At 56.0% G+C, this 19,561-nt stretch carries 16 protein-coding genes; 6 read left to right on the forward strand and 10 right to left on the reverse strand.

Annotated features, from left to right (window positions below; translation table 11 throughout):
* Positions 1 to 9: 9 nt before the first annotated feature.
* Positions 10 to 3,495, reverse strand: a complete 3,486-nt coding sequence (locus UF64_RS10675) for an indolepyruvate ferredoxin oxidoreductase family protein (RefSeq protein WP_044828552.1) — start codon at positions 3,493 to 3,495, stop codon at positions 10 to 12.
* A 392-nt stretch (positions 3,496 to 3,887) separates the two neighbouring features.
* Between UF64_RS10675 and UF64_RS10680 the strand changes: the two genes are divergently transcribed.
* From UF64_RS10680 to UF64_RS10700, 5 genes are all read left to right on the forward strand, one after another.
* Positions 3,888 to 4,334, forward strand: a complete 447-nt coding sequence (locus UF64_RS10680; protein WP_044828553.1) for a VOC family protein — start codon at positions 3,888 to 3,890, stop codon at positions 4,332 to 4,334.
* Between the two features lie 203 nt (positions 4,335 to 4,537).
* Positions 4,538 to 5,191, forward strand: coding sequence for a Crp/Fnr family transcriptional regulator (locus UF64_RS10685; RefSeq protein ID WP_044828970.1), 654 nt, complete (start codon positions 4,538 to 4,540; stop codon positions 5,189 to 5,191).
* A 221-nt stretch (positions 5,192 to 5,412) separates the two neighbouring features.
* A complete protein-coding gene (locus tag UF64_RS10690; protein ID WP_044828554.1) occupies positions 5,413 to 6,297 on the forward strand; it encodes an MBL fold metallo-hydrolase in 885 nt (294 codons plus the stop codon).
* A gap of 24 nt (positions 6,298 to 6,321) precedes the next feature.
* A complete protein-coding gene (locus UF64_RS10695) occupies positions 6,322 to 7,995 on the forward strand; it encodes a bifunctional protein tyrosine phosphatase family protein/NAD(P)/FAD-dependent oxidoreductase (RefSeq protein ID WP_044828555.1) in 1,674 nt (557 codons plus the stop codon).
* A gap of 65 nt (positions 7,996 to 8,060) precedes the next feature.
* Positions 8,061 to 9,827: a SulP family inorganic anion transporter gene (locus UF64_RS10700; protein ID WP_044828556.1), complete on the forward strand. Its 1,767-nt coding sequence runs from the start codon at positions 8,061 to 8,063 to the stop codon at positions 9,825 to 9,827.
* Positions 9,828 to 9,856: 29 nt separating this feature from the next.
* Here UF64_RS10700 and UF64_RS10705 read toward each other — a convergent pair whose 3' ends face one another.
* Positions 9,857 to 11,047 carry a benzoate/H(+) symporter BenE family transporter gene (locus UF64_RS10705; RefSeq protein ID WP_044828557.1) on the reverse strand — a complete coding sequence of 397 codons (1,191 nt, stop codon included), beginning with the start codon at positions 11,045 to 11,047 and terminating at the stop codon, positions 9,857 to 9,859.
* Between the two features lie 315 nt (positions 11,048 to 11,362).
* On the opposite strand from UF64_RS10705, the gene UF64_RS10710 reads away from it, so the two are divergent.
* Positions 11,363 to 12,016: a peroxiredoxin gene (locus UF64_RS10710; RefSeq protein WP_044828558.1), complete on the forward strand. Its 654-nt coding sequence runs from the start codon at positions 11,363 to 11,365 to the stop codon at positions 12,014 to 12,016.
* A gap of 110 nt (positions 12,017 to 12,126) precedes the next feature.
* On the opposite strand, the gene UF64_RS10715 is transcribed toward UF64_RS10710, so the two are convergent.
* From UF64_RS10715 to UF64_RS10750, 8 genes are all read right to left on the reverse strand, one after another.
* Positions 12,127 to 13,290, reverse strand: a complete 1,164-nt coding sequence (locus UF64_RS10715) for a peptidoglycan -binding protein (protein ID WP_044828559.1) — start codon at positions 13,288 to 13,290, stop codon at positions 12,127 to 12,129.
* A gap of 4 nt (positions 13,291 to 13,294) precedes the next feature.
* Positions 13,295 to 14,479: a hypothetical protein gene (locus UF64_RS10720; RefSeq protein WP_044828560.1), complete on the reverse strand. Its 1,185-nt coding sequence runs from the start codon at positions 14,477 to 14,479 to the stop codon at positions 13,295 to 13,297.
* A gap of 12 nt (positions 14,480 to 14,491) precedes the next feature.
* A complete protein-coding gene (locus tag UF64_RS19695; protein WP_052657575.1) occupies positions 14,492 to 15,679 on the reverse strand; it encodes an OmpA family protein in 1,188 nt (395 codons plus the stop codon).
* A gap of 265 nt (positions 15,680 to 15,944) precedes the next feature.
* Positions 15,945 to 16,754: an inositol monophosphatase family protein gene (locus tag UF64_RS10730; protein WP_200892670.1), complete on the reverse strand. Its 810-nt coding sequence runs from the start codon at positions 16,752 to 16,754 to the stop codon at positions 15,945 to 15,947.
* Positions 16,755 to 16,819: 65 nt separating this feature from the next.
* A complete protein-coding gene (efp, locus tag UF64_RS10735) occupies positions 16,820 to 17,386 on the reverse strand; it encodes an elongation factor P (protein ID WP_044828562.1) in 567 nt (188 codons plus the stop codon).
* A 200-nt stretch (positions 17,387 to 17,586) separates the two neighbouring features.
* Positions 17,587 to 18,228, reverse strand: a complete 642-nt coding sequence (gene thiE / locus UF64_RS10740; protein ID WP_044828563.1) for a thiamine phosphate synthase — start codon at positions 18,226 to 18,228, stop codon at positions 17,587 to 17,589.
* 68 nt (positions 18,229 to 18,296) lie between these two features.
* Complete coding sequence (locus UF64_RS10745; RefSeq protein WP_152630668.1) at positions 18,297 to 18,728, reverse strand: hypothetical protein; 432 nt, start codon at positions 18,726 to 18,728, stop codon at positions 18,297 to 18,299.
* A gap of 9 nt (positions 18,729 to 18,737) precedes the next feature.
* A complete protein-coding gene (locus tag UF64_RS10750) occupies positions 18,738 to 19,460 on the reverse strand; it encodes a spermidine synthase (protein ID WP_044828565.1) in 723 nt (240 codons plus the stop codon).
* Positions 19,461 to 19,561: the final 101 nt, after the last annotated feature.

Genomic DNA, 19,561 nt, shown 5'->3' on the forward strand with positions numbered 1-19,561 from the left:
AATGGTTGCTTATTCCGCCGCCTTGAGGTGTTCGGGCGGATTGCGGAACTGTTCGAGCAGTTCGGCTTCGCGTGCCTTGGCTTTTTCGATGTGGTCTTCCTTGACGTGGCCGTAGCCGCGAATGTGTTCGGGTAGGGCCAGCAGGGCCTTGGCGATGCGGGCATTGTCGTGGGTGAGCCCGTCAATCACTTCGTTCACCAGTTTTTCGTAATCGGTGATCAACTGGCGTTCGATCTGGCGTTCCGGGTTGCGGCCAAACGGATCAAGCTTGGTGCCGCGCAGGAACTTCATCTTTGCAAGCATCCGGAAGGCCGACATCATCCACGGGCCGTAGACCGATTTTTGCGGTTTGCCTGTTTCCGGATCGGCATTGGCCAATGACGGCGGGGCGAGGTGGAAGTTGATCTTGTAATCGCCCGTAAAGGTCTGGGTGACCTTCTTGATGAAGGCCGGATCGGTATAAAGACGGGCCACTTCATACTCGTCCTTATAGGCCAGCAGTTTGAAGTAGTATTTCGCAACTGTCCGGGCCAGATCATCCACGTCACCAAGGCGTTTCTCGGCTGCTGCGACCTTATCGACAAGGGCGCTAAAGCGATCGGCATAGGCCGCGTTCTGATAATCGGTCAGGAACGCACGGCGTTTGGTGATGATGTCGGAAAGCTCGGTCGCGATCGGGTGGGCTTCGGCTTCGTTCGGGCCGACGACGTCGATCACGCGGTTGCGGTCATGGGCATAGAGGCGTCCCCAATGGAAGGACTGCTTGTTCATGTCAGTCGACACGCCATTAAGCTCAATCGCCTGCATCAGCGCTTCTTCACTGATCGGGATCAGGCCGCGCTGCCAGGCAACACCCAGCATGAAGAGGTTGGTCGCAATCGAATTGCCCATCAGACGGGTTGCAATGTCACTGCCTTCGACAAAATGCACACCATCGGCACCACAGGCATCATTGATGACCTTCATGTGCTCGTTGGTTTTAAGCTCGAAGTCCGGGTTGTGGGTAAAGGCCCCGGTGACAGTTTCGTGCGTATTAATCACCGCCTGGGTAAAGTTGCGGCGCATTTTGGCAAGCCCTTCATAGCTTGCCGCCACCAGAAGGTCACAGCCCAGCACCACATTGGCTTCACCAGCCGGTATGCGCGCGGCATGCAGCTTGTTCTGATCATTGGCAAAGCGGATGTGGCTGACAACAGCCCCACCTTTCTGGGCGAGGCCTGCCATATCAAGGCCAACAATACCCTTGCCCTCGATGTGGGCTGCCATTCCAAGCAAGGCCCCGATGGTGACAACACCCGTGCCGCCAACACCCGTGATCAGAACCGACCAAGGATCATCAATCGCGGGCAGGGTTGGGCGCGGCAGGCTCGCAAAGACGGCGTCCGTGCCGGTGTCACCCTTGGCCGCTGCATCGGGTTTGCGAAGCTCGCCACCTTCGATGGTGACAAAGCTCGGGCAGAAGCCCTTAAGGCAGGAGAAATCCTTGTTACACGCTGACTGATCAATCGCGCGTTTGCGGCCAAATTCGGTTTCGACCGGCACAACGGCAAGGCAGTTGGACTGTTCACCACAATCGCCACAGCCTTCGCAGACCAGATCATTGATGAACACGCGCTTGGGCGGATCAACCATCAGCTTGCGCTTGCGACGGCGGCGTTTTTCCGCCGCACAGGTCTGATCAAAGATCAGGATCGAAACGCCTTCGATCTCACGCAGTTCTTTCTGGGTGTCATCAAGCGTATCGCGATGGCGGATATCCACACCCGGGGCAAATTCCGATCCCATCGGATATTTATCGGGCTCGTCCGACAAAACGATGATGCGTTTGGCACCTTCGTCATACATCTGGCGCGTTATTTGCGGCACGGTCAGCGGACCGTCAACGGGCTGGCCACCCGTCATGGCGACCGCATCGTTAAACAGGATCTTATAGGTGATGTTCACACCCGATGCGACGGCGGCCCGCACGGCAAGCGACCCGGAATGGTAATAGGTGCCGTCGCCAAGGTTCTGGAAGACATGCTTGGTATCGGTAAACGGTGCCTGACCGATCCAAGTCGCGCCTTCGCCGCCCATATGGGTGAATGTCTCGGTCGATCGATCCATCCAGTTCACCATGTAATGGCAACCAATACCGGCCATCGCGCGGCTGCCGTCGGGCACCTTGGTCGAACTGTTATGCGGGCAACCCGGGCAGAACCACGGAATACGCGCGACATCCGGGCGCGGTTCGGCGATCTCGCGTTCCTTTTCAGCAAGCCAATCGATGCGTTCGTGGATGGCCGGGCTGTCATAGAACCGCTTGATGCGTTCGGCCAAAACTACGGCAACACGGGCCGGGGTCAGCTCATCCATTGATGGCAGGATCCATTCGCCTTTTTCATCGAACTTGCCGATCACGGTCGGGCGGACATCTTCGCGCCAGTTATAAAGCTGCTCCTTGACCTGGTTTTCCATCACCGCGCGCTTTTCCTCGACAACGATGATTTCTTCCAGCCCCATGGCGAATTCGCGCACGTCATCCCGGTTGAGCGGCCAGCTCATCCCGACCTTAAGCACCCGAATGCCGATCTTGGCAGCGTCTTCTTCAGAAATGCCAAGGTCATCGAAGGCCTGCATGACATCAAGATACGCCTTGCCGGTGGTGATGATGCCAAGCCGCGCATTCGGGCTGTCGATCACGGTTTTATTAAGCTTGTTCGCCCGCGCATATGCCAGTGCGGCATAAAGCTTGTATTTCATCAGGCGATGTTCCTGCTCCTTGGGCGTATCGGGCCAGCGGATATGCAGGCCGCCCTCGGGCATGTCGAAATCGGTCGGGATGACAGGAACGATACGATCCGGTGCGACATCGGCTGCGGCCGAGCTTTCAACCGTTTCGGCAATGGTTTTCATCGCCACCCAGCACCCGGAATAGCGGCTCATCGCCCAGCCGTGCAGACCGTAATCAAGAATATCCTGCACACCCGACGGGTTCAGGACCGGGATCTGCGCATCGATAAAGGCATACTCAGTTTGATGGGGCAGGGTCGATGATTTGCAGGAATGGTCATCACCCGCCAAAACCAGAACCCCACCATGTTTGGACGTGCCGGCATGGTTGGCATGCTTGAACACGTCACCGGACCGATCAACACCAGGGCCCTTGCCGTACCACATGCCAAAGACGCCATCATATTTGGCATCCTTGTACATATTGACCTGCTGGCTGCCCCAGACGACGGTGGCGGCAAGGTCTTCGTTCACACCAGCCTGGAATTCGATCTGCTGTTTGGTCAGGAATTTCTTGGCCCGCCAAAGCTGCTGATCAAGCCCGCCCAGCGGTGATCCGCGGTAACCGGAAATGCAGCCGGCGGTATTAAGCCCTGCGCGCGCATCAAGCTGGCGCTGCATCAGGGGCAGGCGCACCAGCGCCTGAATGCCTGTAAGGTAAACCCGGCCTTCCTCAAGCGTATATTTATCGTCGAGTTGAACTGCCGCCAATTGTTGTGCCATGACCGGTCTCCCTCGGATCTCTCTGATATGCGGGGTCATTTCGGGCCCTATGCACTGCTTTTATTGATATGGGTGTTGGCGCAGTGTTTCGGTATGACCTGTAAATTATCTGTCAGGTTGGGATTGCGGGACCCATGCCTGATCCTGAAATGGTAATAAATACTGACCTTTTTTCAAAACGAACTCGCATCGCACTATGCAAAACGCCTGATTGCATCTGTTGACGTAAGGGCAACTTATTATTTACTTATTCCGGTACCGATTTACGCGCAATAAAATTGCGCTTCTGTTGCGATGCGAAATTTCAAAATGGGCCGAGTCCATGCTCGGCGCGGGTAGCGTGCTATGTTAATCTCGCGCGGGTTTCGGGTGCGCACAACAAGGAGCGTGAAATGGAACAGCGTGTTTCGCTGATTACTCTGGGTGTTGCGGATCTCGATCGGTCGCGTCGGTTTTATGAAGACGGACTGGGCTGGAAAATGACCGAAATGGTCGAAGGGCAGGTGGTGTTTTACCAGCTCTCCAACGGTCTTGCTCTTGGCCTGTTCGGGCGTGATGCGCTTAAGGAAGACGGCAAGTTTGATGATGATACCGGCGCAAGCTTTGCCGGACTGACGCTGGCCTATAATGCGCGCAGCGAAGAAGAAGTCGATCAGGTCATGGCAGAGGCCCAAAAGGCCGGGGCCAAAATCCAGAAACCGGCCGAAAAGGTTTTCTGGGGCGGGTATTCCGGCTATTTCCGTGATCCGGACGGCCATGCCTGGGAAGTGGCGTTCAATCCGTTCTGGGAAATTGACGAGGCAGGAAATCTTCGCCTTCCGCCGCCAAAAGCCGAGTAGAGCGCATTACCTTAGTCTTCATGCACGGGCAGCACATTGCTGCCCGTTTTTATATGTTTGTCGCGTCCTCAGACGGTCGGATTGGTCGGCATGCGGGGGCTGCATTTTCGGAAATATTCCAAAGTACAGTTGCATCCGGGATAATTTCCTTTTACATCGAATGTGATGTAGTTTTAGTCAATGCTTTCAAGGGGGATAAGGTTTTGAGTTGGATCGACCAGTTTCCGGGTCTGTCACGTTTGCCCGATGGCATCCGATCCTACCTTGTCCATGAAAGCAAAATCGTCACTGTTCCCGCCAACACGGTTATTTTCGGGCCGGGAAAATCCCCGGAAAACCTGTTGCTGTTGCTCGATGGCACGGTACGTGTGCAACAGACATCCGATACAGGCCGTGAAATTGTGCTCTATCGTGTGCATGCCGGGGAAAGCTGCGTTCTGACCACAGCCTGCCTTCTGGCCTATGAGGATTACTCTGCCGAAGGCATTGCCGAAACCGAAACCCGTGCGGTGGCAATCCCGCGCAAGGTGTTTGACAAGCTTGTATCGGACTCGATCGAGTTCCGCCAGTTTGTCTTTACCGCCTATTCCAAACGCATCACCGACCTGTTCATGGTGATCGAGGAAATCGCCTTCCAGAAGCTTGATATCCGCCTAGCGCACAAGCTGATCGAACTCGCGGGTGGCGAGGAAACGGTTGCCGCAACCCATCAGAAACTGGCTGTTGAGCTGGGCACCGCGCGTGAAGTGATTTCGCGTCAGCTGCAGGAATTCCAGCGCCGTGGCTGGATCGAACAGTCGCGCGGCACCATCCGCCTGATCGAGCGTGAACCGCTGGTGAAGCTGGCACAAAGCTAGGTTGAGCCCCGCCTTTGCGGCGGAGCTAAGACTTTAGAATTATTAAGTGTTGATATTGCGATGTTTGGTGACTTCGTCACTGAAGCGCAAATCGCGAATTCCTAAAATAAAGAGAATAGCCAGATGTTTTGTCCGCAAACCTGCGGGCAACGGACATCTCGAACCCATCCGATGCATGCCGTGGATAAGGCGGCCCGGAGACAGTTGTTTAGGAGGAATCCATGTCTGCATACCCGGTAAACATGTCCGTAAAACCCGAAGTTACGGCCTTTTTTGACGAAGATACCAACACGATCAGCTATGTGGTCAAGGACCCCGAAAGCAACGCCTGCGCAATTGTCGATTCCGTGATGGATATCGATTATGCGGCGGGTCGCATCACCTTTGCCCACGCTGATAACATGATCGCGTTTGTGAAGGATAACGGCCTTAAGCTGGAATGGATCATCGAGACCCATGTCCATGCCGACCACCTGTCTGCCGCCCCCTATATCCAGCAGGAACTTGGCGGCAAGCTTGGCATTGGCAGCAAGATCACGGTTGTTCAGGATACCTTTGGCAAGGTGTTTAATGAAGGCACCGAATTCCAGCGCGATGGCAGCCAGTTTGATCGCCTGTTTGAAGATGGCGACACCTATCAGGTTGGCTCCATGACCTGCTTTGCCATCTATACGCCGGGCCACACCCCGGCATGCATGGTGCATGTCATGGGCGATGCGGCCTTTGTTGGCGATACCCTGTTCATGCCTGATGGCGGCTCGGCCCGTGCTGATTTCCCGGGCGGTGATGCCGGCACCCTTTATGACAGCATCCAGAAGCTCCTCGCTCTGCCGGACGATATGCGTCTGTTCATGTGCCACGACTACGGCCCCAATGGCCGCGACATCAAGTGGGAAACCACCGTTGGCGAAGAAAAGCAGCACAACATCCATGTCGGCGAAGGCAAAACCCGCGAAGACTTCATCAAGTTCCGCACCGAACGCGATGCCCAGCTTGATATGCCGCGTCTGATTATCCCGTCGCTTCAGGTCAATATGCGCGCCGGTAAGGTGCCGACCGATAGCAGCGGCAAGAAAATGCTGAAAGTCCCGGTCAACGGGCTCTGATCAACACTTAGGTGAGGAAAAGCGATGGAAACCAAAACAATAAGTAACGGGTTCTCCGTCAGTCCGCAGATCGTTGCAGACGATGTCAAGGAAATCGCCAAGCTCGGCTTCCGCTCCATCGTCTGTAACCGCCCGGACGGCGAGGGCGCCGATCAACCAACCTTTGAAGAGATTTCAAACGCGGCAAAGGAAGCCGGGCTTGAAATCCGTTATCAACCGATTGTTTCGGGCAAGGTCAGCGATGACGACGCCCGTGACTTCGGCCGCCTGTTTGAGGAGTTGCCCAAGCCGGTCTTCGCCTATTGCCGCACAGGCACGCGTTCCACCACGCTTTGGTCGCTGAGCCAGGCGGGGCATCTTGATACCAGCGAAATCCTTCGCGCCACCAAGGCTGCCGGTTATGACATGGGCGGTGTTGTCCGTCGTATTGTCAATGGCGGCAAAACGCCCACCGATCAGGGCGATGCGAAATATGACGTCGTAATCATCGGTGGCGGTGCTGCCGGTATTTCGGTGGCATCGAGCCTGCAGGCCCGTCGTTCGGGCCTTGAGATCGCGGTCATTGATCCGGCCGATATTCACTATTACCAGCCGGGCTGGACCATGGTCGGTGGCGGCGTGTTCGAAGCCAGCACCACGGCCCAGACCATGGGATCATTGATCCCCAAGGGCGTGCATTGGATCAAGGCGGCGGTGGCCGCGTTTGAACCGCAAGATGATGCCGTCATTCTTGATGGCTGCCGGGTGGTCAAATATGACCGTCTGATCGTCTGCCCGGGGCTTAAGCTTGACTGGAACCGGGTTGATGGTCTGGTCGAAACGCTGGGCCGCAATGGTGTGACCTCGAACTATCGTTACGACCTTGCTCCCTATACGTGGGAACTGGTTTCCTCGATGCGCGAAGGCAAGGCGATCTTTACCCAGCCGCCAATGCCGATCAAATGCGCCGGTGCCCCGCAAAAGGCGATGTATCTCTCGGCTGATCACTGGAACCGCAATGGTGTTCTAAAGAACATCGATATTGATTTCTGCAATGCCGGTGGCGTGCTGTTTGGCGTAAAGGACTATGTCCCGGCACTCGAAAGCTATGTGAAGAAATACGATGCCCATCTGAACTTCTTCCATAATCTGGTTGCGATTGATGGTCAGGCGAAAAAGGCCTGGTTCGATGTTGCCAAACCCGAAACCAAGGTTGAACGCATCGAGAAGTCCTTTGACATGATCCATGTCTGCCCGCCGCAGGTGGCCCCGGACTTCATTCGTGTTTCCCCGCTGGCAGATGCTGCTGGCTGGGTGGATGTCGATCAGGCGACCCTTCGTCACAAGTCGTTTACCAACATCTGGTCGCTTGGCGACGTGATGAACGCGCCCAACGCCAAAACGGCTGCTGCCGCCCGTAAACAGGCGCCGGTGGTTGCCGAAAACGTTGTGGCCGATATCGATGGCAAATCCCCGGTCGCACAATATGACGGCTATGGATCCTGCCCGCTTACGGTGGAGCGCGGCCGCATTGTTCTGGCCGAATTCGGCTATGGCGGAACGCTTTTGCCGTCCTTCCCGAAATGGCTGATCGATGGCACCAAGCCGTCGCACCTTGCCTGGTTGCTTAAGGAAAAGCTGCTGCCGCCGATTTATTGGAAGGCGATGCTGCGTGGCAAGGAATGGCTGGCCAAGCCTGAAAAAGTCACGACTAACTAAAACACCCTTCGTCCAAGGCAGCGTGCGCGTTGCCTTGGATCCACTCTGATCTAAGAGATCGATGAATGCGCCTTAACATGCTCCGGAAATATGTCCCGATCTTTGACTGGGGACAGACCTATGACAGGACGGCCTTTGGCAATGACATGATTGCAGCCGTGATCGTGACGATCATGCTGATCCCGCAATCGCTTGCCTATGCGCTGCTGGCCGGTCTGCCGCCCGAGGCGGGGCTATATGCCTCTATCGCGCCGATCATTCTCTATGCCATCTTTGGTACCAGCCGCGCACTTGCGGTCGGGCCGGTGGCGGTGGTTTCCCTGATGACGGCGGCCGCCGTTGGCAATATTGCCGAGGCCGGCACCATGGGCTATGCCTTGGCTGCCCTGACGCTGGCGGCTCTCTCCGGGGCGATATTGCTTGCGATGGGTGTGTTCAAGCTGGGCTTTTTGGCCAACTTCCTCTCACATCCGGTGATTGCTGGTTTCATTACCGCATCGGGCATGATCATTGCCGCCAGTCAGCTCAAACATATTCTCGGTGTTGATGCCGGTGGGCATAACCTTTGGGAAATTGTCACCTCCCTGATTGCGCATATTCCCGAAACCAATCAGACGACCCTGATCATTGGCATTTGTGCCACGGGCTTCCTGTTCTGGGTGCGCAAGGGCCTGAAACCCGCCTTGCGCAAGCTGGGCCTTGGCGCACGCGCGGCCGATGTCCTGACCAAGGCGGGGCCGGTCTTTGCTGTTTTCGCCACCACGGCGGCGACCTGGTATCTTGGCCTGGCCGATAAGGGTGTGAAGATCGTCGGGGATGTGCCGCAAAGCCTGCCGCCACTGACTATGCCGGATTTCAGCCCGGGCCTTGTCACCGATCTTCTGGTGCCAGCCATCCTGATTTCCGTGATCGGCTTTGTTGAATCAATCTCGGTCGCGCAGACGCTTGCCGCTAAACGCCGTCAACGCATCAACCCGGATCAGGAACTGATTGGTCTGGGGGCTGCCAATATCGGTGCGGCCTTTACGGGCGGTTATCCGGTTACGGGTGGGTTTGCCCGTTCTGTGGTGAACTTCGATGCCGGTGCACAAACGCCTGCTGCTGGCGCTTTTACCGCCGTTGGTTTGGCGATTGCGGCGGTGGCATTGACTCCGCTTGTCTATTTCCTGCCAAAGGCGACGCTTGCCGCCACCATCATTGTTGCCGTGCTGTCGCTGGTCGATTTCTCGATCCTGAAAACCAGCTGGCAATATTCCAAGGCGGACTTCATTGCGGTTCTGGCTACCATCCTTCTGACCCTTGGTCTTGGCGTTGAGGTCGGGGTAACAGCCGGTGTGGTTCTGTCGATCGGCTTGTTTTTGTACAAAACCTCGCGTCCGCATATTGCCGAGGTCGGCCTGGTCCCCGATACCCAGCATTTCCGTAACGTGCTGCGTCATAAGGTGATTACGCATCCGTCGGTTCTGACCATCCGGATTGACGAAAGCCTTTATTTCGCCAATGCGCGATACCTTGAGGATTACCTCTATGATCGGGTGGTGGCGTGCAAGAACCTTAAACATGTGGTTCTGATGTGCTCGGCCGTGAACGAGATTGATCTAAGCGCCCTTGAATCGCTTGAGGCCATCAATCACCGGCTTGAGGAAATGGGCATTTCCCTTCACATGTCCGAGGTCAAAGGACCGGTCATGGACCGCCTGAAGAAAACTCACTTCCTTGATGAACTGACCGGTGAGGTCTTCCTGTCACAGTTCGAGGCCGTCTCGAAACTGACAGACGGGAAGGGGGCGGAAGCACCGCCAAGTTCTGAACCAAAGGTCAAACTGGTCTAGGACCCAGGAACGAAAATCGGGCTGAAAACTCAGCCCGATTTTTTTCTGCCATTGCGCAAATGCGTCAGGAAGTAAATCAGACCACCGGCAAGCAATCCCCAGAACGCACCGGAAATGCCATAAAATGTCAGGCCAGCTGCAGTAACGATAAAGGTCACAGCCGCTGCTTCGCGCCCGTCTTCTTCCTTGAACGCCGCAACCGCCGATCCGGCAAAGGCGCCAATCAGGGCAAGACCGGCAACCGCTTCAATCAGGATGCCCGGTGCAAGACTGATAAAGGCCGTCACCAATCCGGCCAAAAGTCCGAATACGATATAGAAAACACCGCCGGAAAAAGCGGCCCAATAACGTTTCGATGGATCGGGATGGGCGTCCTTGCCGGCACAAAGTGCTGCCGTGATGGCAGCAAGGTTCACCGCATGACCGCCAAACGGCGCGGAAAGTAAGGAGAAGATCCCGGTCACGGTAAAGAGAGGCCCCGGCGGGGTATCATAATCATTGGCGCGCAGAACCGCTGTGCCCGGAATGTTTTGCGATGCCATGGTGACAATGAAAAGCGGCAAGGCAATGCCAACCAGCCCGGCCAATGTGAATTCCGGCATGATGAATTCGACCGGCGGCGCAATCGAATGACCCAGATCGGCAATCGCATTTTCCGGAAACTCGACCCCGAACACCATCACCGCAACAAAGGCCAACAGGGCCGCCGGGATCGCAAGCAACCGGTTAAACCGGCCCATGACGATCCAGGCAATCACAATCGGAAGGCCAAGTAACGGGTCAAAGGCTACCGCCTTGACCGGGGCAAGGCACAGACCCAGCAACACACCTGCCAGCATCGCATTGGCAAGCGGGGCTGGGATGCCCGCAACCGCACGCCCCAACGGTTTCCAAACACCACTGATAATAATCAGCACGGCACAAACGATAAACGCGCCAACGGCAACCGCAAAGCCACCCTCAATCGCACCGGACGTCGCCAAAAGCGCCGCACCGGGTGTTGACCAGGCAATGCTGATCGGAAGGCGGGTTTTAAGCGAAAGCACAATCGCGCACAGGCCCATCGAAATCGAAAGCGCCATCAGACCCGATGCCGCCTGTTCCGGGCTGGCGCCAACGCCGGTCAGTCCCTGAAGGACGACCGCAAACGAACTGGCGGAACCGACAAAGCTGGCCAACAGGCCCATGAAAATACTCTGGGGCGAAATATCACGCAGCATGGGAGCTCCGCAGAAATGCAAATAATTGAAAACGTGGTGGCAAGCGCATCGACCCTAACCAGATGCCACAAGTCAGGCCAGCAAAAAGCACAATCCCAAACACCGGAAAGTTGAACGATCACCCACAAATGCGGTGCGATCCACCAAGGGCAGGGGTGAAACGGTCGAATTGGAACCATCGTTCTGTTTTCACACAGTTTTTTGCGTAAAAAATCGGGCTTCATTGACATATATCATCGTATTAATTATGAGAATTAAATAATTATAATGTACTTAAACGGAGCGGACGATATTAACTGACTTAGGAGCCTTAGAATGACTGTATCCCCCCAGATTCGTGTCGGCCTGCCGTGCATTAATGAACCGGCCCCGGATTTCACAGCACCAACCACTGATGGTGTTAAATCCCTGTCGGATTATCGTGGTAAATGGCTCGTGCTGTTTTCCCATCCGGCCGATTTTACTCCCGTCTGCACGACCGAGTTCATAGCCTTTGCCAACCATGCCGAAGAATTTTCCAAGCGCGATTGCGAACTTCTTGGCCTGTCGATTGACAGCACCCATTCGCACATCGCCTGGATGCGCAACATCCAGCAGAACTTTGGTGTGGAAATCCCATTTCCGATTATCGCCGACCTTAAAATGGAAGTCGCCCAGGCCTATGGCATGATCCATCCCGGTGCCGGTGATACGTCGGCTGTGCGCGCGACCTTCATCATTGATCCCGATGGCATGCTGCGCGCCATGGTTTACTACCCGATGAGCAACGGGCGTTCCATTCCGGAATTCCTGCGCATGATCGATGCCATGCAGACCAGCGACAAGAACGGTGTCGCCACCCCCGAAGGCTGGCAGCCGGGTGACAAGGTCATCGTTCCGCCGGCCCATACCGCCAAGGCAGCCGCCGAGCGCGTAAACAATCCCGCCTATGATTACGTGGACTTCTATTTCTGCACCAAGTCCCTCTGATCAAAACCCCGATGTGCGGTCCCCGGGCCAAGGGGCCGTGCAAAGGCAAAACCCCGCCAGAGCAATCTGGCGGGGTTTTGTTCATTCTGTTGTCTGAAATCCGTGACGCCTTAGCGTTCGGTAATCTTGAACTCGATGCGGCGGTTGCGGCGATAGGCGATTTCGTCATCGCGGTTATCAAGCGGCTGGTATTCGCCAAAGCCGGCTGCAACCAGACGGTTGGGCGGAACGCCCTGATCAATCAGGAACTTGACCACCGAAATCGCGCGTGCCGACGAAAGCTCCCAGTTCGAGGCGAACTGAAGGTTTCGGATCGGCACCTTGTCGGTGTGGCCGTCAACACGCATGACCCAGTCAATATCATCGGGAATATCCGATGCAATCGCGGTCAGGGTTTCGCCCAGTTTGGCCAGCTGTTCCTGACCTTCTTCGCCAAGATCAGCCGAACCGGAACCAAACAGAACTTCCGACTGGAAGACGAAGCGATCCCCGACAACGCGGATATCCTGACGGTCGCCCAGAACTTCACGCAGGCGGCCAAAGAATTCCGAACGATAACGCTGCAATTCGGCGACCTTGGTGGCAAGGGCCGCGTTCAGGCGATTGCCAAGATTAACGATCTGGGCGTCTTTTTCCTCGTTCTCGCGCTCGGACGTTTCAAGGGCGGCTTCGATGCGCGCCAGTTGTTGCCGGAGTGCGAGCATCTGCTGGTTAAGTGCTGCGACTTGCGCCTTGGCCTCGTCGCTCAGGTTCTTTTGTTCTTCAAGTTCGGCTGCACGCGACGCCAGAAGGGCAGAAAGCTCGTCAATGCGGGTTTCCTGATCGGTAATCTTCTCGCCAGTGGTTTCGCGAAGCTCGGTCAACTCGGCTTCCTTGTCTTCAAGCGATGCCAGTGCGGCCAGAAGTTTCTGTTCGATCTCGTCGGCGGAAAGTTCAGCTGCGGCCAACTGATCAGCAAGGGTGGCTGCACGGTTACGCAGATCATCACGTTGATCGGCTGTATTGGAAAGCTCGGTCGTCAGCTGGGTGAGTTCGAGTTCCATGCGCTGATTGTTGCCACGTTCAAGCGACAAAAGATTGGTCAGCTCATTCACCTGTGCGGTCAGATCGCTCAGCGCCTCGTCACGGCCCGAAAGAGCCGCACCAAGATAGACCTGCGCAATGACGAAGATCATCAGAAGAAAGATGATCACCATCAAAAGTGTCGCCAGCGCATCAACAAAGCCAGGCCAGGTATTTACATCGCGGTTACGACGGCGCGAAAGCCCGATCATGCGATCAGCCCTCCTCGGCGATGGCGGCGATGGTACGGGCCAGAAGCTTGATCTCGCTTCTGATTTCCTGTGTGGATTGCTGGCGGCCCATGGTCAGTTCTTCACCGATCCGGCCAAGCGTGCTGTCAAGCGAGCGGATATGGGCACGGGTATTATCATCAATCCCGAAGCTGCCCATCTTCATCGAGTCCGCCAGCTGATCAAGAACCGGTTTGAGGTGCATCTGGTTTTCCGCCAGCTTGACCATCAATTGCTGCTCGGCCTTCATCTGATCGGTCAGGGTCGAAAGCTTGTCGGCCAGATCAATCAGCGTGTTGTGCGATTTGATCTGCGAGCTTTCCGACCGCTGGATAGAGTTCTGCAACCCTTCCATATTGTCCGCCATCTGTTCGATCAGCGCCGAAAGATAGGCCGGAACAGACTGTTCGCCATCGGAAATGCCGCCACCCGAACCAAGGCGTGTAAAGCTTGAAAGCCACTCTTCAAGATCGTTGAAGAAACGGTTCTGTGCCTGACCGGCCTGCATATCGAGGAGGCCCAAGGCAAGCGACCCGGCAAGACCAAACAGCGAGGACGAGAACGCCGTGCCCATGCCGCTCAGCGGTTCAGACAGGCCGTCTTTGAGTTCAGAGAACCAAAGATCCATGTTCGAGCCACTGCCGACATTGACGTTACTGATAACACCTGCAACCGAGTTCACGGTCTGAAGCAGCCCCCAGAAGGTACCCAGCAGACCCAGAAACACCAGAAGGCCAACGACATAACGCGACAATTCGCGGCTTTCATCCAGACGCGAACGGATCGAATCAAGGATGGTCCGGGTCGAGGTGGTTGAAAGCTGCGGGCGATCGCGGCGCTGTTCGGCCATCATGCTGGCCATCGGGGCCAGAAGTTTCGGCGGAACCTGCGATGTCAGGCCCGGACGCGAACGTCGGAAATCCTCGATCCAGGTCACTTCCGGCGACAGGCTTGCCGCCATGCGGAAGGTGTAAATAACGCCTACCACAAATACGCCAAGGATCAGGCCATTGAGAACAGCGTTGGCCATAAAGGCATCAGACAAGGCCGGGAACAGCAGGGCGCCAACGCCGGCAATGATGGCAACAAAGATTGCCATGCGTGTCAGATAACTTCCGGGTTTGGTAATGGGCGGGAGCGATCCCGTACCACTGGCCGTATTGCTGCTCATAACGGATTAATCCTAGCGTTGAACGGTTTTGATATCGACGCGATCTGCGGGGCCGGAGGGAACATTCGCACCAAGGGCACGAACATCAATGCGCGTGGAGCGCACACCCCTGTCAATCAGATAGGAACGGACTTGAAGCGCACGCGAAAGCGACAGGCGACGTGCCTTGGATGCATTCGCCCCGTCACCCTGGGCATAGGCCTGCAACTGAATGCGCAGGTTTTCATCCTGGCCCATTGAGGCAATCACACTATCAAGCTGGCTCTTGGCGGCTGCACTCAGCTCAAAGCTGTCTGCGGCAAAGCCAAGGCTGTATTCATCAGCACCCGTGGCCGGCATCGGTGCCGGTGCCGAAGTTTCCGGCGGAATGGCGGCTTCTTCAGCAGCCGGCGCTTCCCGTGCAACCTGTTCGGTCACGGGTTCTGCCGTCGCGGCCATTTGGGGCGCGGACTGGGTGGTATCAGGTGCCGGTGCCGCCGGGGCGGCAGGTGCTTCGGAAATCGGGGCGACTTTCGGTGCCGCAGGCGCACTCGGTGCGGTGTTTTCTTCAACCGGTGCCGGTTCTGCTGCCGGTGCGGCTTCCGCAACACTCGGTGCAGGTGCTGCCGGCGCAGGGGCCGGTTTGGTCAACGGTGTCGGCGCATTGGAGCTGCTGGTTTCGCTAACTGCCGGTGCAGCGGGTTTGCTGCGCGGTGCGGCAGTCGGTTCGGGCTGGTTCAGCGCGATGGTCTGGTTTGCACCATCATCCATCATGGCCGGGGCAGATACAGGTGCAGGTGCCGGGGTACGCGATGCTGTGGCAACGCCCGGGACGCCATAAAATTCGGATTGGGTCGGGAAGGCATTGCCGCCGCCACTCGATCCATCAATGACAACGGTTTCAAAGCCACCGTCATAACCGGCACTGCCAGTGGCACTTGCAAATTGCTCTGCTGCCAGGAAGGTCGATTTCGGACGGGTTTCCGGGAAGATCAGGTCTCCGCCCGGCATGACGATATGTTCGCGTGACACAGACGGGGAAAGATACTGTGGGACGGTCGGCTGTCCGCCGTAACCGTCGGCAACGTCCCAGTTCACCTGAACGCTGCTGTCATTCGAAACCGGGGAGTATTGTTGTGCTGATGCGTTAGCGCCGAAGAACACGGTTGTGCCCAGTGCAGCCGTCATCGCAAGCACCGAAATCTTGGAATACCCCATCATCAAATCGCAGGCCCCTTAATACCCTGTGTTTGAAATCGTTTGGTAACGTTGTTCTATTTCACACAGTTTTGTGTCGATCATTAGGCACCCGCAAATCTTTTGGAATGCCCCCCTGTTGTCCGCAGGCCCGCAATCGGGCCACACAGTCCCATGCACCATAGCTTAGAGACAGGTGATGGACAACCGCTTTGACCGATAATGCAAAAGGGGCGCTTCGACAATTTGCGAAGCGCCCCTTTCAAAAAACAGTAACAAAAGCGGTGAGTTAGCCCGCGATTGCCTTTTTAAGCGTTTTGGCCAGCACCGGCTGGATATAGTCGTTGGCTGCAACAACGCTGCCGGTACCAAGCATGTTGGTGCCGCCTTTTTCGTCGCGGATATAGCCGCCAGCTTCCGAGATCAGGATAATTCCGGCTGCGATATCCCACGCGTTAAGGTGAGATTCCCAGTATCCGTCATAACGACCGGCTGCGACATAAGCCATATCAAGGGCAGCAGCTCCCATACGGCGCACGCCAGCACAACGATCCATGACCGAATGCAGCTGTTTTTCAAACGCTGCATGATCGCCATGACCAAGATGGGGAACGCCACAGGCCAGAACGCATTCGTTCAGACGACGACGGCCCGAAACGCGCAGGCGACGGTTATCAAGGAACGCACCAACGCCCTTTTCCGCCCAGAAGCACTCATCCTTGGCAACGTCATAGATCATGCCAGCAATGATTTCGTCACCCTTCTGAAGGGCAACCGAAATCGCGAAATGCGGAATGCCATGCAGGAAGTTGGTGGTGCCATCAAGCGGATCAATGATCCAGCGGTGCTCAGGATCGGAGCCCTTGACCTCGCCACCTTCTTCAAGAAGGAAGCCATAGCCCGGACGGGCACGCTCAAGCTCTTCACGCAGGCGTTTTTCGGCACGGTGATCAGCCGCAGATACGAAATCTGCCGGGCCTTTCATCGATACCTGAAGGTTCTCGACTTCACCGAAGTCGCGTTTCAGTCCATAGGCTGCCTTTTCGACAGCCTTGTACATCACGTTGATATTCGCAGAACGACGGGCGGCGCCTCGCACGGCATATCTCCCGGAATTTGAATTAAAAGAAGGTCCGCTTTCCGAACCGGCGGGCAGGGAGACCCTTAGTCCTTGGCACGCTCGATATAGGTGCCTTCAACCGTGTTCACGACAATGCGCGTACCCGATTCAATATGCGGGGGCACCATCACACGAACACCGTTCTCAAGAACAGCCGGCTTGAAGGAGGAAGACTGGGTCTGACCTTTGACGACCGCATCGGCTTCGACGATCTGGAAGACGACATGCTCGGGCAGGGTTACGCCAAGCGGCTCACCTTCAAAGGATTCGATGGTTACAACCATCCCGTCCTGAAGATAGACAGCAGCTTCGCCAACAAGGTCGGAATTTACTGTGATCTGTTCGTAGGTTTCGCTGTCCATGAAGGTGATCATGTCACCATCGGCAAACAGGTAGGTGTATTCTTTCTGCTCAAGACGAACCTTTTCGACGGTTTCCGATGCACGGAAACGTTCGTTCAGCTTGGTGCCGGTACGAATGTCTTTGAGTTCAACCTGGTTAAAAGCACCGCCTTTACCCGGCTTCACAGCCTGGCATTTTACTGCACGCCACAGGGCACCTTTATGTTCGATAAGGTTACCCGGACGGATTTCGTTGCCGTTGATTTTCATGGCACAAACCGTTCTTTCAGATCACAGATTCACAATGCAATAAGGGGCAAGCGCCCCATTTCAGGCGCTCTACCTACCAGTTCGGCTGTTTTGCTGCAAGCAGATTGATCCGGGATAGCGCGCATAACACCCCGTCATTCGCGCATGGCTTGGATCAAGCATCTGGCGGCCAAGCAGTTTTGGCCGCATACTAAAAGTAATCAGAGATCGGTTGCAGCAATTGCTGCCTTGATCGCCTTTGCCCCGGCTTCCGGCCCGTCCGGATGGTTCCAGACACCACCGGTAACAGCGATGAAATCAGCACCGGCCAGAACAAGCGGGGCAACGTTTTCAGCGGTGATGCCGCCAATTGCCACACATGGCACGGTGGTAAAGGTCGTCCAGATCTCAAGGATTTCCGGCGTGACGCTGGTTTTGGCGTCCTTGGTTTCCGTCGGATAGAACGCGCCGAATGCAACGTAATCCGCACCCTTTTCGCCAAGGATCATCGCCTTGTGGCGGCTGTCATAGCAGGACACACCAACGATGTGTTCTTCGCCCATGATCGCGCGCGCTTCGTCATAGCTGGCATCTTCCTCGCCGACATGCACGCCGTCGCAGCCCGATTTCTTGGCAATGTCGGGACGGTCATTAAGGATCAGCGGAATGTCGCGATCCGCACACATCGGAAGGATGGTATCAATCGCCTTGCGGATTTCATCATCGCTGACATCCTTCAGGCGCAATTGCAGGCAATCAACCGCCCCGGTATCGAGCACGGATTTCAGCTTCTCGCCAAAGGGTGCAAGATCGATTTTCGGCGGGGTCAGAAGATAAAGACCGGCAAGTTCGTCTGAATTCACGATGATAATTCCTGATGATTTCCTGCGTGTTATGTAACCTTTGACGTAAGCTTTGGCAATTGCCAAGGCTATCCTGCCAGATGCGCGTGCAACCGCTTGTCGAGCTCAGGGGCAGGCAAAAGGTCGTCGGCCATCTGATAAATCGCCTCTCGGCGCGGCAGTTCTGTCATGACGATGCAGTTGGCCTGATCAGCCATATCCCGAAGGTTTTCAAGCTGGGGTTCTGGCATCGGATCGACAATCACCACATCAAGCCCAAGCTCGATTGCCGCAAGCGCCCCGGATACCCGGCCGCTACAATCAAGGATCGAGGTGACATTCGCTGCCGGAAACTCTTCACGCACCAGCGTGATCAGGTCGGCAAACCACTGCGCCCCGTGCGATTGGGCTGCGTGATCCGGTGACAGCAAGCCAAAGGCGCGATCCCCCATTATCCGGCAGGCGGATCGCGCACCGTTAATGCCATGAATGCGAATGACGGGATCGGGCAGGGCGCTCATGGTGCTTGCTTATGCCTTGGTGCGCGCGACATAGACCGTGTTGATGTCTTCGCGGTCAATCAGCGGATGCTTGAATTTAATGACGTCGGCCCTGATGGTTTCAAACGCGGACTTCAGGTTTTCTTCAAACCACGGTTCGGGCATTTCGGTCGACCACAGGGCAAAGATGCCACCGGGCACCAGATGTTTGGCAAGCTTTGCCAGGCCATCCGTGGTGTAAAGGCGCTTGTGATCTTCATGCAGGACATTGCCCGGTGAATGATCAACATCAAGCAAAATGGCGTCATGCAGTTTTTCGGGGGCATCCGGGTTCATGCCCGGCGTATCGGAAAGTGAGGCTGCAAAGAAATCACCATGCACCAGCGCACAACGCGGATCGTTCGAAAGCTGCTTCCCCAGTGGCAGCAACCCTTGTTGATGCCATTCAATGACCTCGGGCAGGGTATCCAAAACGGTCAGTTTTCCGGTCTTGGGATTATCAAGGGCTGCTTTGGCGGTATAGCCAAGCCCAAGCCCGCCAACCACAACATCAAGGTTATCGCGATCGAGTTCGGCCAAGCCAAGGTCGGCCAGCGCGATCTCGGCATCTGTAAACAGGCTCGACATCAGATATTCTTCATCAAGCTTGATTTCATAGACATCGATATCAAGGCTGAGCTCACGTCGGCGACGCAGGCTCAAGACCCCCATCGGTGTCGGGCGATAATCAAGTTCCTTGAAAAGAAGGCTCACGGGCCGGGCTCCTGTTTGGCTTGATGTGTTGGTGCTCAACACTGACGGAAAGATGCGCAAAAGAAAAGTGCCCGAAGCAGAACTTCGGGCACCTTGAAAAT

The sequence above is a fragment of the Thalassospira sp. HJ genome, assembly GCF_000948415.1.
Lineage (GTDB): Bacteria > Pseudomonadota > Alphaproteobacteria > Rhodospirillales > Thalassospiraceae > Thalassospira.

What these genes read in the sequence shown, in the direction of transcription:
- UF64_RS10710 (WP_044828558.1), top strand. Translation starts at nt 11,363, where the DNA reads ATGACTGTATCCCCCCAGATTCGTGTCGGCCTGCCGTGCATTAATGAA.
- UF64_RS10675 (WP_044828552.1), bottom strand. Translation starts at nt 3,495, where the DNA reads ATGGCACAACAATTGGCGGCAGTTCAACTCGACGATAAATATACGCTT.
- UF64_RS10745 (WP_152630668.1), bottom strand. Translation starts at nt 18,728, where the DNA reads ATGAGCGCCCTGCCCGATCCCGTCATTCGCATTCATGGCATTAACGGT.
- UF64_RS10680 (WP_044828553.1), top strand. Translation starts at nt 3,888, where the DNA reads ATGGAACAGCGTGTTTCGCTGATTACTCTGGGTGTTGCGGATCTCGAT.
- UF64_RS10695 (WP_044828555.1), top strand. Translation starts at nt 6,322, where the DNA reads ATGGAAACCAAAACAATAAGTAACGGGTTCTCCGTCAGTCCGCAGATC.
- UF64_RS10700 (WP_044828556.1), top strand. Translation starts at nt 8,061, where the DNA reads ATGCGCCTTAACATGCTCCGGAAATATGTCCCGATCTTTGACTGGGGA.
- UF64_RS10715 (WP_044828559.1), bottom strand. Translation starts at nt 13,290, where the DNA reads ATGATCGGGCTTTCGCGCCGTCGTAACCGCGATGTAAATACCTGGCCT.
- efp (WP_044828562.1), bottom strand. Translation starts at nt 17,386, where the DNA reads ATGAAAATCAACGGCAACGAAATCCGTCCGGGTAACCTTATCGAACAT.
- UF64_RS19695 (WP_052657575.1), bottom strand. Translation starts at nt 15,679, where the DNA reads ATGATGGGGTATTCCAAGATTTCGGTGCTTGCGATGACGGCTGCACTG.
- UF64_RS10720 (WP_044828560.1), bottom strand. Translation starts at nt 14,479, where the DNA reads ATGAGCAGCAATACGGCCAGTGGTACGGGATCGCTCCCGCCCATTACC.
- UF64_RS10690 (WP_044828554.1), top strand. Translation starts at nt 5,413, where the DNA reads ATGTCTGCATACCCGGTAAACATGTCCGTAAAACCCGAAGTTACGGCC.
- UF64_RS10705 (WP_044828557.1), bottom strand. Translation starts at nt 11,047, where the DNA reads ATGCTGCGTGATATTTCGCCCCAGAGTATTTTCATGGGCCTGTTGGCC.